15 protein-coding genes are annotated in these 15,644 nt (G+C 39.6%); 13 read left to right on the forward strand and 2 right to left on the reverse strand.

Annotated features, from left to right (window positions below; all coding sequences use genetic code 11):
• Positions 1-2: 2 nt before the first annotated feature.
• The 12 genes from M0651_RS18725 to rfbD all read left to right on the forward strand — a co-directional run bounded on the left by M0651_RS18725 (position 3) and on the right by rfbD (position 12,274).
• Positions 3-956 (forward strand): GDP-mannose 4,6-dehydratase, encoded by a 954-nt coding sequence (locus tag M0651_RS18725; protein ID WP_248553253.1) that lies wholly within the window; start codon positions 3-5, stop codon positions 954-956.
• On the forward strand, positions 941-1,570 hold the full coding sequence (locus tag M0651_RS18730; protein ID WP_248553254.1) for an acetyltransferase: 630 nt from the start codon (positions 941-943) through the stop codon (positions 1,568-1,570). Before M0651_RS18725 ends, M0651_RS18730 begins: the two co-directional genes overlap by 16 nt.
• 4 nt (positions 1,571-1,574) lie before the next feature.
• On the forward strand, positions 1,575-2,696 hold the full coding sequence (locus M0651_RS18735) for a DegT/DnrJ/EryC1/StrS family aminotransferase (protein ID WP_248553255.1): 1,122 nt from the start codon (positions 1,575-1,577) through the stop codon (positions 2,694-2,696).
• Positions 2,641-3,510 (forward strand): ABC transporter permease, encoded by an 870-nt coding sequence (locus M0651_RS18740; protein ID WP_248553296.1) that lies wholly within the window; start codon positions 2,641-2,643, stop codon positions 3,508-3,510. Before M0651_RS18735 ends, M0651_RS18740 begins: the two co-directional genes overlap by 56 nt.
• 18 nt (positions 3,511-3,528) lie before the next feature.
• Complete coding sequence (locus M0651_RS18745) at positions 3,529-4,275, forward strand: ABC transporter ATP-binding protein (protein WP_248553256.1); 747 nt, start codon at positions 3,529-3,531, stop codon at positions 4,273-4,275.
• Positions 4,276-4,298: 23 nt separating this feature from the next.
• A complete protein-coding gene (locus M0651_RS18750) occupies positions 4,299-6,539 on the forward strand; it encodes a glycosyltransferase family protein (protein WP_248553257.1) in 2,241 nt (746 codons plus the stop codon).
• Entirely contained in the window at positions 6,536-8,113 is a 1,578-nt protein-coding gene (locus M0651_RS18755; RefSeq protein WP_248553258.1) for a glycosyltransferase, read from the forward strand. Before M0651_RS18750 ends, M0651_RS18755 begins: the two co-directional genes overlap by 4 nt.
• Positions 8,114-8,121: 8 nt before the next feature.
• Complete coding sequence (locus tag M0651_RS18760; RefSeq protein WP_248553259.1) at positions 8,122-8,685, forward strand: hypothetical protein; 564 nt, start codon at positions 8,122-8,124, stop codon at positions 8,683-8,685.
• 359 nt (positions 8,686-9,044) lie between these two features.
• Positions 9,045-9,788 carry a sugar phosphate nucleotidyltransferase gene (locus M0651_RS18765; RefSeq protein ID WP_248553260.1) on the forward strand — a complete coding sequence of 248 codons (744 nt, stop codon included), beginning with the start codon at positions 9,045-9,047 and terminating at the stop codon, positions 9,786-9,788.
• Positions 9,789-9,805: 17 nt separating this feature from the next.
• Entirely contained in the window at positions 9,806-10,354 is a 549-nt protein-coding gene (rfbC, locus tag M0651_RS18770) for a dTDP-4-dehydrorhamnose 3,5-epimerase (RefSeq protein ID WP_248553261.1), read from the forward strand.
• 13 nt (positions 10,355-10,367) lie between these two features.
• Positions 10,368-11,390 (forward strand): dTDP-glucose 4,6-dehydratase, encoded by a 1,023-nt coding sequence (gene rfbB / locus M0651_RS18775; RefSeq protein ID WP_248553262.1) that lies wholly within the window; start codon positions 10,368-10,370, stop codon positions 11,388-11,390.
• Positions 11,387-12,274 (forward strand): dTDP-4-dehydrorhamnose reductase, encoded by an 888-nt coding sequence (rfbD, locus tag M0651_RS18780; protein ID WP_248553263.1) that lies wholly within the window; start codon positions 11,387-11,389, stop codon positions 12,272-12,274. Before rfbB ends, rfbD begins: the two co-directional genes overlap by 4 nt.
• Positions 12,275-12,297: 23 nt before the next feature.
• Here rfbD and M0651_RS18785 read toward each other — a convergent pair whose 3' ends face one another.
• Positions 12,298-13,353, reverse strand: a complete 1,056-nt coding sequence (locus M0651_RS18785; RefSeq protein ID WP_248553297.1) for an acyltransferase family protein — start codon at positions 13,351-13,353, stop codon at positions 12,298-12,300.
• A 37-nt stretch (positions 13,354-13,390) separates the two neighbouring features.
• On the reverse strand, positions 13,391-14,518 hold the full coding sequence (locus M0651_RS18790; RefSeq protein ID WP_248553264.1) for an acyltransferase: 1,128 nt from the start codon (positions 14,516-14,518) through the stop codon (positions 13,391-13,393).
• A gap of 132 nt (positions 14,519-14,650) precedes the next feature.
• Between M0651_RS18790 and M0651_RS18795 the strand changes: the two genes are divergently transcribed.
• A complete protein-coding gene (locus tag M0651_RS18795) occupies positions 14,651-15,598 on the forward strand; it encodes a glycosyltransferase family 2 protein (RefSeq protein WP_248553265.1) in 948 nt (315 codons plus the stop codon).
• The last annotated feature ends 46 nt before the right edge of the window (positions 15,599-15,644 follow it).

The following is a 15,644-nucleotide window of genomic DNA, read 5'->3' on the forward strand; positions in this document are numbered from 1 at the left end:
AATTGAAGGCTCTAATTACTGGAGTTACCGGTTTTGTGGGGAGCTACTTATGTCGAAGGTTACTTGATGCTGGTTGCGAAGTAGTTGGTCTGGCTAGATCCATTAAGACTGATGATAATGAAATTCGGCTGATCTCATGCGACGTCACGGACGAAGCACATTTGCGTAAAGTGTTGAAAAAGGAGAAACCCGATCAAATCTATCATTTGGCGGGTTCCGCCTTTGTTCCATTTACCATAAAAGAGCCGAGGGTTACCTACAACACAATAGTTAACGGAACTCTATCTTTATATGAAGCTTTGAGAGGGCTGGATGTTGCACCAAAAGTTCTTTTCGTAGGTTCAGCCGCAGTTTATGGTGAAGGATCAGGAAGTGCATTTAAAGAGTCAGATCTAATGAAACCTGTTAATCCGTATGCTGGAGCGAAGGCTTGTGCAGATTTAATAAGTGAGCAATATGCAAATACCTATGAGATGAACATTATTAGAGTAAGGCCGTTTAATCATACCGGACCGAGGCAATCGCCAGCATTTGTATGTTCAAGCTTTGCAAAACAGGTGGCAGAAATCGAAATTGGTGCAACTAGTGAATTAACTGTAGGCAATTTAAATGTCAAAAGAGACTTTTTAGATGTTAGAGATGTAGTTGACGCTTACTTTTTGCTTATGGAAAAAGGGGTAAGCGGAGAAGTATACAATGTTTCTTCCCAACAAGCAGTATCTGTCTCTGATTTACTTGACTTATTAACTCAACTTTCAAAAGTCAAATCACTAAATATAGAAGTAGACCCCAATAAGTTGAGACACAACGAGACACCTGTGAAATTTGGGGATAGCTCAAAGATTAGAAAAGAGATAGGCTGGGAGCCAACTCATAAGATTGAACAGACCATGTCTGACTTGCTCGACTACTGGAGAATGTTCATAAGGGAGGGGAAGGGTTGGAAAGGGCAATAATTATCGGTGGAGGTGGCCATGCCAAAGTAGTGATGGACATCATCCAAAGGATGGAGACTTGCGAACTTGTTGGATTTACCGATAATGAGGAGCACCAAGAGATGTGCGGTGTCCCTTACCTGGGGAATGATTCTGTTCTGCCTAGCCTTTTTGATAAAGGGATCACCCGTTTTTGTATTGGAGTTGGAGACAATCGAATTAGGAAGAAGCTATTTCATAAACTGCTTTCAATTGGCTTTACTCCAGTCAACGTGATTAGTCCAAATGCATATATCTCGCAATATGCAAGATTGGGGCAAGGGATCGTCATCATGCCTGGTGCAGTAGTGAACCCTCATTCGGTCATAGCAGATAACGTAATCATAAATACGTTATCCGGTGTAGATCACGACTGTAGGATTTGCTCGCATGCACATATAGCACCGGGTGTCTCTCTTACGGGAAATGTTACTGTTGGTGAAGGGGCGTTTCTAGGCACCGGCAGTAAAGTCATACCTGGTGTGAGCATAGGAGAATGGTCTACGGTCGGGGCTGGTGCTGTAGTTCTCTCAGATATTCCTCCGGAGACTACAGTTGTAGGAGTACCTGCTGATAAACTTATTAATAGGGGATGAAGTGATGAAAGCTATTCAGAGAATTACTTTAGCAAGTCCTGTACTGAATGGGAATGAGAGAAAATATGTCCTTGATTGTATAGATACAGGTTGGATATCCGCAAACGGAAAATACGTAACACAATTTGAGGAGAAATTCGCGGATTTCTGCGGGACAGAACATGCGATTTCTTGCGCCAATGGGACTGTAGCTCTTCACTTGCCTTTATTAGCTTATGGAGTCGGTGAGGGGGACGAGATCATTATTCCTACGTTTACTTATATCGCCACTGCAAATGCTATTAAATATTGTGGGGCTACCCCGGTGTTAGTAGATAGCGAAAATGACTCGTGGAACATAGATCCTTATAAAATCGAAGAGAAAATCACGCCCAAAACAAAAGGGATTATCGTAGTTCATATCTACGGGCATCCAGTAAATATGGATCCAATCATGGAGATCGCTAGAAAACACAACTTATTTGTTATCGAAGATGCAGCAGAAGCGCATGGTGCGGAGTATAAAGGGAAAGTCGTGGGGTCTATTGGAGATGTTGCTACATTCAGTTTTTTTGGTAATAAAGTTATTTCTACCGGCGAAGGCGGTATGATCACTACCAATAATCGAGATTTGGCAGCAAAGATGCGGCTTCTAAGAGGACAAGCTATGGATCCCAACAAGAGATATTGGTTCAATGAAATTGGGTATAACTACAGAATGACGAATTTGCAAGCAGCGGTTGGTTTAGGACAGCTTGAAAATATTGAATGGCATTTAGAACAGAGAAGAAGAGTTGCAACTCAATATATAGAATCTTTATCGCAGTTTAACGATTTATTTACCTTGCAACCTGAAATGTCTTGGGCGAAACATACGTATTGGATGGTTTCGATCTTGCTTAATGATAAGGTGAAAGCAAGCCGAGACGAGATGATGTCCTTGTTAGAAGCAGATGGAATTGAGACACGTCCATTGTTCTATCCAATGCATCAGATGCCACCCTATTATGAAGAGAATGCCAATTATCCTATAGCTGATCAGGTTTCTTCTCGCGGATTTAACATTCCTACAAATGCAACGCTAACTAATGATGAAATCGATTATATTTGTAATCGACTTGTCTACCATTGCCAGAACAACCTGTAGGCTGAGAGATAGATTTGGAGGTAACACGTTGAAAGTCATAATACGGAAGATCTATCAAACCAGATACTTTTGGTCACATCTGGTTCGAGCGGAACTGAAAAACAAGTTTAGACGATCCAAACTGGGTATTTTATGGACGTTCATGAATCCGTTGCTGCTTACAGCATTGATGTCAACGGTTTTTGGAACTGTCTTTAATATGTCATTTGCTGATTATGCACCATATGTACTTTCTGGGCTAATTGTATGGGAGCTTATTAGTAGTTCTTTTATAGGTGGAGGGTACTCGATTATGACTGGCGAACAATATATTCGTCAGTTTAATCACCCCGTAATTATCTATACCTTAAGGTCAGCGCTTGTCTTCACAATTACGTTTGTGATTGCGATGTTGTCCTTAGGGTTCTGGATGCTGATCGTTAGTCCCGCAAATGTGATTTTGGGACTGATCACCCTTCCATTAACTACCTTATTATATTTCTGTCTATCTTGGGCTATTACAACTATTGCTGGCTTTACTAATGCTAAGTATCGGGACTATCCTCAAGTGATGGCTTTAGTGATACAGGCTGTATGGTATGTATCACCAGTATTTTTTAAAAAAGATATGTTTACCACAAATCCAACACTAGAGGCACTTTTCAATTTGAATCCAATAACTCACATACTAAACTTAATTCGAGATCCATTCTTGAACGGTGTTATGCCCACAATCACAGATTACCTATACACTTTAGGGACAATACTTGTATTTTCATTATGGGCTGGGAGCATATACAAGAAAAATAGCAGAAAAGTTATATTTTATTTATAAAACATTTGAGGGAAAACAATGGATAAATACTATGTTCAAATGGAAAATGTAAATTTATATTACCCTTCGCATATTTATAATGCAACGACACTAAAACAAGAAGTGTTTTCGTTGCTGAAACTGCAAAAGAAAAAAGAAAAATTAGATGATGTGCACGCCTTAAAGGATTTTAATTTGTATATTAGAGAAGGCGAAAAAGTTGGAGTGATTGGTCATAACGGCGCAGGAAAAAGTACATTGTTGAAAACGATAGCAGGGATCTACCCCATTAAGTCGGGGATGCTCGAAGTTAAGGGAGAGATTCGATCTCTATTTGATTTAGCGTTGGGATTTGATCTGGAATCCACAGGTAGAGAGAATATTATGTACCGTGGTCTATTGCTTGGAGAAACCCCGAAAAGGATAAAAGAACAAGAGCAGAAAATAATTGATTTTGCTGAGTTAGGTGAATTTATCGATTACCCCATTCGCTCGTATTCTTCTGGTATGCTTATACGTCTAGCATTTGCAATTTCCACATCGATAGACGGCGAAATTCTTCTTCTTGATGAAGTAATCGGTGCGGGAGATGCTTCTTTTGCTGTTAAGGCCAAAGAAAGAATGATGGGATTGATGGGGAAGGCCAAAATATTGGTTTTGGTTTCCCATGATTTGAATACAATTGAAGAAGTTTGTAATCGCGTGATTTTAGTTAAAGGTGGAAACATCTTAATGGATGGGGAACCACAAGAGGTTATAGATTACTATAAAAACTCGGTGAGATAAACATCAATTTTGGGAGGACGAAAATGAAAGAAAAAAGAATTTTATGGTTGTTAAACCATGATACCTTAAGTAAATTTGAACTCCCATTAATAAGAGATTTGGGATTTGAGATATTTACACCGAAAGTTGTTTTAAAGGAAATATTACAAGCTAGTGGATCGATTACTTACGAATATGACTGTACATTAACCTTACCCGATGAAGAGTTACAAATTTTGAATAATTATGATTTTACCTCTGAATATGAAATGCCGCTCCAAATATCAAATATCATAAATAAATATTTTAGCACTGCGATAACATATACTGATACCTCGTTCTCGATATTAAGAAAGTTAATCCATAATTTTAAAGGCAACATCTTTTTTCGAGCTTTTGGCGTAGGGGCTTCAAGATTTAAGAATTATTCTGAATTAATCGATTGTTATTTTACAAATAGTGACAAATATAAACTTCAACAAATTAGAGGGAGATTTTGGTTCTCACAATGCTATCCTAACTTGGCTGATGTTGAAGAAAATATTTATAAAGAAAATGCGGTATATATGCCACTCGGTCTTCCAAAAGAATTTTATGAGGTTGAAAATAAGTGGACAGGGGAATGGAATAAGCTACTATTCTTTTGTACAAGAATAAATTATGTTCCTGAAGCCAAAAAAATCTATGATCAATTTATTGAGGATTTTAGAGGTTTCGATTATTTAATTGCCGGTAATCAGCCAGTTCCAGTTGAGGATGAGAGGGTAACAGGTTTCCTTGAGCGAGATGAACTTAATGAATTATATACAAAGTCAAAAGTTATGTATTACCATTCAACTGACACAAGACATCTTCACTATCATCCATTAGAGGCAATGATTGCAGGCATGCCAGTTGTTTACATGGAAGGCAGTCTCTTGAGTTTTTTGGGAGGAGAACGTCAAACAGGCCGATGCAAAGATGTTAAAGAAGCTAAAAGAAAAGTACAAAGGATACTACAAAACGATACTGAATTAATAGAGGGTATCATTTCAGATCAAAAAGTTATACTTGATAAATTTTCATACACGTATAACAAGATTTTATGGGAACAAAACTTCCTGCCGATCATAAAGGATTCCAATTTTAGTATTGAAGAACATAGGGAAGTTGCCGTTTTCATGCCGCATGAGCTAGAAAAGGGGCATATTGTCAATTATCTTGATTTAGCAAAGTCGCTAAATGTAGGACTTAAAATGATAAATGAGAATTACAACATGGTACTTAACATTTATAAGAATGAGTTTACATTTAGTGACGATTATTTGGAGATACCTAATGATAATATCTCTATTAGAGAGTATGATTTTAAGGTGGTTTCCGCAAGCAATACCTCTAATTCCCTAGATTTGATGTTTAAAGATAAATCACTATGGTTTTCAAAATATATTATGCCTGTAGACTATGCTAAAAATTTTGTGGACGCGGACATGTGGTTATTTCTTTACGGTCAACTTGAACATCCTATAGCTCCGATAAAACCATATGGATTATATATTGAGAATATTGGTGAGCGTTTTTACAGAGCAATATCTCCAATTGAAATTTCAAATTTAAAGAATGCTTCCTTTATATTTACCCACTCACAACAAGTAAAGAAAGAGTTGGTAAAACATATTGGTATAAGAGAAGATAAAATTTATTTAATTCCATTTGTAGCATCAGAGAAAAAAAATAATACTTATTTAGAGTTGGATAGTGATTTTGTTCTTGTGGAAATGGATTTAAAAAAACCTGACTTAGTAACAAAGTACTTCAATGATATATGTGACTATTTTAGACTCGTTAATAATGGACATAAAATTAAAATATATTTAAATAATATTAGTGCAAATCAATCTAATTATAAATTGGTTGATGATTTAAACGAATTTGTACAATCTTCTGAGTTACTAAAAAACAATATTTATTTGTATGTAAATCTTGATAAGGGGACATACGAAGCTCTTTATGCACGAGCTTCAATGGTAATCTTCCCGTATAATATCGAAAATATATCCTTTAAAGTCTCATTAGCAGCTAACTATTCTAAAAAAATCTATTTACATGACTTTTTATTTTATAGGGATATAGAAAAAGAACTATCGAGTACCCTTTTTAATTACACTAAATTCAATTTGAATAAAAATGTTATCGCTGAGGTATTAATAAAAAATGATAAAAACGAGAAAATTGTGTCGACTCTAAATATAGAAATGCCAATTAGTGATGATATAGTAGCAAATATATGGAGGGAGTTGTTATGAAGAAGATAGGTATTTTTTTGGGGTTTCAACCTGGCTCCAACCTTACAACTGAAGGTATTGGAAGACTCCTTGCATTTATTCTTAAAGAAAGTAAAAAAGATAGTATAACAATTTTTTGCCCTAAGTGGCTAAGATATTCAGTTGAAAAATTGTTTGAAGATAATAAAATTTCGTTAGATCGCTTTGAAATAGTTTCTACTCAAAATGTTCCTTTTGGAGTTAAAGTTAAAAATTATTTAAAAGAACGACGCACTCCCAAAGTTCAATTCTCAAAAATTAGTCATTTAGTTAATAAACTAAAAAGAAAGTTTATTGATTTTGTTAGGAATATAATCTCGAATTTTTTTAGTACAACTTCAGTTTGGTTATTATTAATTAAGACCATCCTATTAGTTGTATCTTCAGTTGTTTTGTCTCCTATACTAGTATTGTCGGGGATTATTTGGTTTATATTTTCATTTTTATCATTTATTGGAAGAAGAATAAGAAAAACCACACCTGTTAATAGGATAGCCAAAAAATTAAAACAATCTATTGATATTATAAAGGGTTCTGTATATCAATTGGTAATCGATAACGAATTAAATCGAGTTGTAGGAATAATTAACAGAAGGAAAGATATAAGGGTATGCTTCATTCCTTCAATGATTTGGCCCCAAATTGTTAACTTGAATTGCAAAAAGGTTCTTGCTGCACCTGATATAGTATTTTATGATTTTCCAACTCAATTTATAGGAGTAGGGGAAGTTCATGATCGTATTAGAAAAAGCATTGCTGTAGCCGACCACTTGATTTGTTATAGCGAACAAGTGAAAAATGATCACTTGGTTAATAAATGCGGTGTAGACCCAAGTAAAGTGACTGTTATTAAACATGCAAATATTGATATGTACGAGCACATCAAAGTATCTAAATCGCTTCAACGTTATTATTCTGAAAAGCAAAACGCTAAACAAATCATTAATAGATACGTTACTTCCACTCTCTCGACAGGGCACGTACTTTATAATGTGGATATAGAAAATCTGGACTATGTCATATATTCATCGCAATTTAGACCACATAAAAACATTCCTAATCTTATCAAATCAATAAGAATATTAAATATTGATTTGCAAACTAACATTAAATTAATAGTTACCGGTGACTTTCGTTTCGACAGAGAATTGGTTGACTTTTGTAGAGATAACCATTTGGATAATGATATTTTCATCATAAGTAATATGAGTTCCGAATTACTAGCAGCATTTAATTGTTTTGCAAAAGTAGCAGTAAATCCGACATTGTTTGAAGGAGGCTTTCCTTTCACTTTTTCCGAGGCTTATTCAGTTGGGACTCCTTCAGTTATGAGTAGTATCCCAGCAGTAATAGAAGAAATTGAAGACGTTCAGTTGCAAAGGAAAATGCTATTTGATCCGTATGATCCGTATTCCATAGCAACTAAAATTGAGTGGGCTTTCCAGAATTCAGAAGAACTATTTTTTTGTCAAAGTTCACTTTATCAAAAATTTAGCAAAAGAAATTGGGAGCAGGTTGCCTCGGAATATAACAAAGTTTTCAATAAATTAATGTAGGTGATTTGATGAAAAAAATATTCTTCTGTTCAGTGATTCTCTATATTTTTTTTAACACCATCACGGCCAGTGCATCCGCCTCAGCAAATGTAACTATTTCAGTTAATTCTAAAAGTCAATATAGTAAAACATTTACTGCCGATGTTAATGTGTTATATAAAAATAAGGAATTGTATAATGATAATGTTTTTCTATCCTATCATGTTTTTGATAGTAATCATCAGTTGATTCGTTGGGAAGGGGAGAGATTTCCCTTCAAGCTAGATTCAAAGAATGATGTAACAGTAAGTTTACAAGTTGATATATCATCAGACTTAAAACAAATGAACAAACAAGAAGCGTATGTCGAATTTGATTTGGTTGATGAAGAGCATGCCTTTTGGTATTCAACGAAACCAGAAATTAATCTATATACTGAACAAATAAAATATAGTAATAATATTTACTTGGAATTTTATTATACGTTATCCAACGCATATAATGAAAATCGTGTGATATTTATTGGAAACTTAATTTTTTTAATCGTATTAATGACTGGATTATTTTATTGGAGAATGAAGTTAAATCGTTGACTGCAATGTATAAGGAAGGCGGTACATGGGCCCGAAAGCATGATCTTGTACACATCAACGAAATTAGACCGGGGGGGACTCTTGGTCTTTTCTCATACGCTGAAATTGACGGGAAAAAAGACTTATTAAAACTCATATGAAAGGCACCACCTAACGTAACAATTTATTGAAAGAGATTAATATCCTAAGAGTCTTGTATGGAAATATTCTTTATATTGCTCAAGAAGATATCCAAATTGGTGAGGAGAAACAAACCTTTTTAATAACATGCTAGATTCAATGTACGAATCATCACGGTAGTATTGAACATTCAATATCGCAAGTTGAATTGATAATACAGGATAAAGGGGCATCGTTAAATGAAAGCCATCATCCTAGCCGGCGGGACAGGCTCCCGCCTATATCCCTTAACTAAAGTCACCAACAAACACCTTCTCCCCGTGGGGAAATACCCCATGGTTTTCCATGCTGTCCATAAGTTGAAACAAGCCGGGCTCACCGATATCCTCTTAGTTACCGGTAAAGAGCATATGGGGGATGTCGTAAGTTTACTCGGCAGTGGCAGTGAAATGGGGGTTTCATTCACTTATAAAGTTCAAGATGAAGCGGGTGGGATAGCCCAAGCCCTTGGATTGGCCGAGCAGTTTGTGGGTGAGGATCTAATGGTCGTTATCCTCGGTGACAATGTGTTTGCTGATGATATCACTCCGTCAGTAAATCATTTTAAACATCAAAAGACAGGAGCAAAAATCCTACTTCAGAAAGTCCCAGACCCTACTAGATTCGGGGTACCTGAACTTGAAGGAGAGCGAATCGTCTCCATTGAAGAGAAGCCCCAGAATCCTAAGTCTAATTATGCGGTGACAGGCATCTATATGTTTGATCATCATGTATTTGAGATTATCCGATCCCTAAAGCCGTCTGCCCGTGGAGAATTGGAAATCACGGATGTGAACAATGCATATATTAAACGTGGGGAGCTCACTTATGACATCCTACAAGGCTGGTGGACGGATGCTGGGACACATGAATCCTTGGCGCGAGCCAATGAACTCGCCCAAGATTTAATGTTTGGTGAAGAGTTTGGCAAACTCAAACGGTAGAGCAGGAGGGGCGGGATATGAGGATGAGTCCGCTTAAGTTGAAAGGCGCGATGTTGCTGGAACCGGTGGTACATGGGGATCACCGGGGTTTTTTTATGGAAAGTTATAATCAATCCGAGATGAAGAAACTTGGATTAACCTTTGATTTTATCCAAGATAATCAGTCATTGTCCGCTGAACCGGGAGTTCTGAGAGGTCTGCATTATCAATTGCAGCCTAAAGCTCAAACGAAGCTAATCCGAGTATTAGCTGGAGCCATTTATGACGTGATTCTGGATATACGCCGGAGTTCGCCGACGTTTGGTCAATGGGTGGGGGTTATCCTTAGCGAACATAACAAACGTCAATTATTGGTGCCAAAGGGCTTTGCACACGGGTTCTGCACCCTTGTGCCAAACACCCAAGTTTTCTATAAAGTAGACGAATACTACTCGCCGGAACATGATCGAGGCATATTATGGAATGATCAGGCTTTAAACATCGATTGGCCGGTTAGTGAGCCGTTGCTTTCGGACAAAGACCGGAGGCATCCGACATTCGTGGAAGCGGAAATGAATTTTGATTAGGAGGATTCCTTTCATGAAACTTCTCGTTACAGGTGGTGCCGGGTTTATCGGCAGCAACTTTGTTTTATATATGCTGAAACAGCATCCGGAATACAAGATGGTGAATGTGGATGCACTTACTTATGCCGGAAACCTGGAAAACCTGAAATCAGTGGAATGCCATCCGAACCATACCTTCGTGAAGGCGGATATAACGGACACTAAGGCAATGGATGAGTTAATTGGCCAAGACGTTGATATTGTCGTCAACTTTGCGGCTGAGTCGCATGTGGATCGTAGTATCTTGGAGCCGGATATTTTTGTGAAGACGAATGTGCTGGGGACACAAGTACTGCTTGATGCGGCGAAAAAGCATGGAGTCAAGAAGTTCGTTCAAGTATCTACGGATGAGGTTTATGGAACGTTGGGTGAAACCGGATTGTTTACGGAAGAGACGCCGCTTGCTCCGAACAGTCCTTATTCGGCAAGCAAGGCCGGCGGGGACCTGTTAGTTCGCGCATATCATGAGACCTTCGGACTTCCCGTAATTATCACGCGCTGTTCCAATAATTACGGACCGTATCAATTCCCGGAAAAGCTGATTCCGTTGATGATTTCCAAAGCCTTGTCTGATGCGCCGTTACCTGTTTATGGCGACGGACTAAATATCCGTGACTGGTTGTACGTTGAGGATCACTGCAGTGCGATCGATCTCGTCATTCATCAAGGACGTGATGGCGAAGTTTACAATATTGGCGGAAATAATGAGCGAACCAATCTGCATATTGTCCGTACGATTCTGGAGCAACTCGGCAAGCCAGAATCTTTGATTAAACATGTGGAGGATCGCCCAGGGCATGATCGCCGTTATGGTATCGATCCGACGAAGACGATGAAGGAGCTTGGTTGGAAGCCAAAGCACTCGTTTGAGTCTGGAATTAAGGAAACCATTCGTTGGTATCTGGACAACAAGGAATGGTGGACCCAAATTCAAACAGGGGCGTACCAGGAGTATTACGCCAAACAATACGGCAACCGTTTGGGTGAGTCATCATGAGAGTGCTTGTCACTGGTGCAGGGGGGCAGTTAGGCAAAGATGTGGTTCGTCTCTTTGATCAGGCGGGACATCAGGTGCTTCCTTGTGATCGTGATACACTTGACATTACTAATGGCGAGATATGTTTGGTGAAGGTTGCCGAATTTAAACCGGATGTTGTGATCCACTGTGCGGCCTACACTGCTGTTGATCAGGCGGAAACCGATATAGATACGGCTTACGCAGTCAATACGGTGGGAACCCGAAATATGGTTCTGGCTGCCGAGAAGGTGAAAGCTAAGTTTTGCTACATCAGCACGGATTACGTTTTCGATGGAACTGCTAGTTCCCCTTACCACGAATACGATAACACTAACCCCCAAAGCGTCTATGGGAAGTCGAAACGAGCCGGAGAAATTTTGGTTCAGAGTTTGTCTTCTGCCTTTTTTATAGTGCGGACTTCCTGGGTGTATGGCTTACATGGAAACAACTTTGTGAAAACGATGCTTAAGCTTGGCCAAGAGAAGTCACTGCTCAACGTAGTGGACGATCAAAAAGGCTCGCCGACCTACACCCTCGATTTGGCCGGATTCCTATTGGAGTTGGTCCAGACAGAGAAATATGGCATTTACCATACTTCTAATGCTGGGGAATGCACCTGGTATGAGTTCGCGAAGGCGATTTTTGCAGAAGCTGAAAATATATTAGGAACTTCCTTTTCTGTGAAGGTAGAAGCTTGCACCACAGAGGATTTTCCGCGTCCTGCCCCTAGACCGCGAAACTCCGTGATGGAACGTCTGTCCATTCGGACCAACGGCTTGACTGACTTGCGGCCATGGATGGAAGGGTTGCAGGCATTTTTGCACGAATGGAAGAGATCCGAAATAGCAAGGCCCGAAGCATAAAAATCGCTGAAGCCATTTTAGGCTCAGCGATTTTTGCTTTTGATCGCCTTTACGAATCTGATCTCCCAAACCCGATACGAAACACGCGAAACCATAACGGAAATAAGCAGCGATACCCCGGTAAAACCCACCCACAACACGTACGAATTGAGATGCTCTAACCCGAACAGGGGAATCAGCCTCTTAACGGGAAACATCACAACCGTATGCCACAAATACAAACTATAACTGATATTCCCTAAGTATTGAAATGCCCGGCTTTTCATTAGCTTTGTAAGCGCGCCTTCTTCACAAAGCACTGTGAAAAAGAACAGGAAGCTGAAAATCAAAGAAAGCGACAAGCTCCAGAAATTATTTGGATCATAAACCAAGAACGAAATCAGCAAAAAAATAACACCATTGAGGAAAAACCAGGATTGGTACTTGTATCTTATTCGTACGGAAATCCGATCGAAATATAAGCATAATAGAATCCCAACAACGAAGTAAAGCATGACCGGATGTTTATAAATCAAGAAGATAGATGCTACAGCGGCAGAAGATAGGCATAAAAATTTCATCAAAGTCGATGTGGTCCGGGCTCCAAAATAAAAAACAGAGATAATTATATAAAAAGCAAACTCAAAGCTAAGCGACCAAGCGACGATCTGTGCCGCTGGCAGATCGAATATCCCCGGCAGCATGAATAAGTTCGAAACAAAGTGGAGGATATACTGCGTTAAAGTGAGATCCGTCAGCCATTCATAGTGAATGATGGGCCCAACGGTGAATATGAATAAATGGATGACTAGAAAGACGGGATATATCCGCAGCACGCGATGAAGTATAAAACGTCTGACGTTGCCGCTCCGAATCAAGCTTTGTAGAATCAAGTATCCGCTAATGATAAAAAATATATTTACTGCAAATGGACCTGCGTACTCAATCTGGGCAAAAGGGATTTCCTTCAGGTAATGGGATGTCGTCATTCCCGTGTACCCATGGTACAGGACCACAGCTAAAGCTAACAGTCCCCTTAAACCATTGATGGTCAGGTTCCTACCTGAGTTCTTGCTGTATAGTGATTCAATGGTCAACATCTTCACTCCAGTCCAACCTAAGTGGATTTCCGCAGGACTATACCTTCCCTACCCAGATCTCACCCACTGTGATTTTCATCTTACTTAACCAAATGGTTAAAAACAAGCTAATGGATGAGCACAACACAAAGGAAACCACCGATTGCGAGAACACATCCAGCATACTTAGGTAATCGACAGCCAGATGATTGGTGAAACGCAAAACAAACGCATGAATGAGGTAAGTGCCAAAAGAGTATTTTCCAAAAAGATAAAGCAATTTGGTGATTTTTGTTTGCCTATGAGAGATCCGCATTACGACTGAAAAGACGAGTAGGATCATAATTGTAATGGTCACCAGCATTAACGGTTTAAGCGGAGCGGTTACGTTCGCGCTAAAGAGGTATCGATTATCGGTTGCTCCGCGATTGATATGAAGGATTTGGTTAACAATCGGGTAGAAGCAAACCAACAAAACTGCGATCCCGATATATTTGGATTTATTGATGAATTTTTTCCACACCTCATAATACAGCCCTGCCAAACCGCCTAACAAGAAGTAGAAAATCCAGAATAGAAAATTACGATCCAAATAGTCAAATATAAAGCCGAGCTGCCGGGTATCCGAAGTAATTAAACCCTTGGACAAGCCATAGACCAAGAGTAAATTCACACCCCAAAAGGCCAGGACAACAATGAGGTTGGTTGATCCCTTTCGATCTTTTGAAATCAGGACTCGAAATAAGGGGAATAATAGATAAAAAGGAATAATCATGACCATAAACCAGAGATGGTATGAGGCTTTCCCCGTTAAAGAGACCTTGATGAGGTTAAGGAGCTCATTCCAGGTTGTAGACGGTGCAACACCGCTTAAGAAGCTGACCCATACGTAATAAAATAGCGTCCATGTCAAGTAAGGAAGAACGACTTGGTAGAATCTTTTACGTAGAAAGCTTACATAGTTCAACTTCCCGTCATAGTTATAAAATAACACCAACCCCGTAATAAAAACGAAAAGCGGGACGGCAAAACGAGTCAATCCCAGAAACGTTGTCCCCATGACCATAGCTGCGGGGGTTACGCCCGGTTGATAAAAAACACCGGCAATCACATGTTGAAGGACCACGGCTAAAAAGGCGACGCCCCGCAAAATCTCGATGTCTTCTAATTTAGCTTTTTTCAGCATACTAGCTCCTCTGATATCCTATTTACTAGGAACACCATAATGAATAACCGGCAGTTCGTCAACTGTGATGTACGTGATGGATGTGCTTTGCTATAATTTTTATAACTCATTAATAAAAAGGAACGTATGCTAATGACCCCAGTTCATTCTGTTACCGTACAAATCGTAACTTACAATAGTGCCGAGGATATCACGGATTGCTTGGACGCTGTTCTGAAACAGACCTATCCAATCGACCAAATCCTCGTCATAGATAACGCATCTAAAGATGGGACGGCCGATCGGGTCTCTTCATACATTAAGGACCTAGGCCAGCCAAGGGTTCAGTTTGTTCCCAATCTTTCCAATTCCGGTTTTGCCCCTGCGCATAACCAAGGCATACGCATGACACAAAGCGATTATGTGTTGGTGCTGAATCCCGACGTAGAGCTGGGGGCTGAATATGTGGAGCGGATTGTGAAGTTGATGGATCGCCATCGGGAGGTTGGCAGTGCCACAGGGCTGCTTCTATTAAAGTCTTCCCCCGATATTGTAGACAGCACCGGTTTGCTGATGAACGGGATCTGGCGTGCGGTGGACCGCGGGGCTGGTGAACCAGCCACTAAGTGGGGGGAATCCGGAGAGGTGTTTGGTGTGTCTGGAGCTGCCGCAGTGTACAGAAGGGCCATGATCGAGGAGATTTCGATGCAGGGAGAGTTTTTTGATGAAGACTTTTTTGCGTATAAGGAAGACGTAGATGTAGCCTGGCGAGCGAATTTGCTGGGATGGAAGGCTTATTATTGTGCGGATGCGTTGGCAACTCATGCACGTGGATGGAAGAAAGGGAGCCGAAATCAACAGCCTCTTGCCATCCGCCGATATTCTTACATCAATCGCTACAAAATGATTTATAAAAATCTGAGTGGTTCCCATTGGGTTAAACACCTGCCGAAATTGCTGGCCTTTGAGATCGCAAGTAACGCTTATATGCTGCTAAGGGAGCCCAAGGTGCTAGGTGCTTGGACGGGATTTATTCAGCAACTTCCTGAGCTTCGTAAGAAGCGGCGGGAGATTATGAAAGGACGGAAGAGCAAAAGTTAAATCTCAGATATGTGAATATATGGCGTGCGTCACGATACTCTCTTGT

The organism is Paenibacillus mellifer (assembly GCF_023195895.1).
GTDB classification, from domain to species: Bacteria; Bacillota; Bacilli; order Paenibacillales; family Paenibacillaceae; genus Fontibacillus; species Fontibacillus mellifer.

What these genes read in the sequence shown, in the direction of transcription:
- M0651_RS18740 (WP_248553296.1), top strand. Translation starts at nt 2,641, where the DNA reads ATGAAATCGATTATATTTGTAATCGACTTGTCTACCATTGCCAGAACA.
- M0651_RS18750 (WP_248553257.1), top strand. Translation starts at nt 4,299, where the DNA reads ATGAAAGAAAAAAGAATTTTATGGTTGTTAAACCATGATACCTTAAGT.
- M0651_RS18785 (WP_248553297.1), bottom strand. Translation starts at nt 13,353, where the DNA reads ATGTTGACCATTGAATCACTATACAGCAAGAACTCAGGTAGGAACCTG.
- rfbD (WP_248553263.1), top strand. Translation starts at nt 11,387, where the DNA reads ATGAGAGTGCTTGTCACTGGTGCAGGGGGGCAGTTAGGCAAAGATGTG.
- rfbB (WP_248553262.1), top strand. Translation starts at nt 10,368, where the DNA reads ATGAAACTTCTCGTTACAGGTGGTGCCGGGTTTATCGGCAGCAACTTT.
- M0651_RS18745 (WP_248553256.1), top strand. Translation starts at nt 3,529, where the DNA reads ATGGATAAATACTATGTTCAAATGGAAAATGTAAATTTATATTACCCT.
- M0651_RS18735 (WP_248553255.1), top strand. Translation starts at nt 1,575, where the DNA reads ATGAAAGCTATTCAGAGAATTACTTTAGCAAGTCCTGTACTGAATGGG.
- rfbC (WP_248553261.1), top strand. Translation starts at nt 9,806, where the DNA reads ATGAGGATGAGTCCGCTTAAGTTGAAAGGCGCGATGTTGCTGGAACCG.
- M0651_RS18795 (WP_248553265.1), top strand. Translation starts at nt 14,651, where the DNA reads ATGACCCCAGTTCATTCTGTTACCGTACAAATCGTAACTTACAATAGT.
- M0651_RS18755 (WP_248553258.1), top strand. Translation starts at nt 6,536, where the DNA reads ATGAAGAAGATAGGTATTTTTTTGGGGTTTCAACCTGGCTCCAACCTT.
- M0651_RS18790 (WP_248553264.1), bottom strand. Translation starts at nt 14,518, where the DNA reads ATGCTGAAAAAAGCTAAATTAGAAGACATCGAGATTTTGCGGGGCGTC.
- M0651_RS18760 (WP_248553259.1), top strand. Translation starts at nt 8,122, where the DNA reads ATGAAAAAAATATTCTTCTGTTCAGTGATTCTCTATATTTTTTTTAAC.
- M0651_RS18765 (WP_248553260.1), top strand. Translation starts at nt 9,045, where the DNA reads ATGAAAGCCATCATCCTAGCCGGCGGGACAGGCTCCCGCCTATATCCC.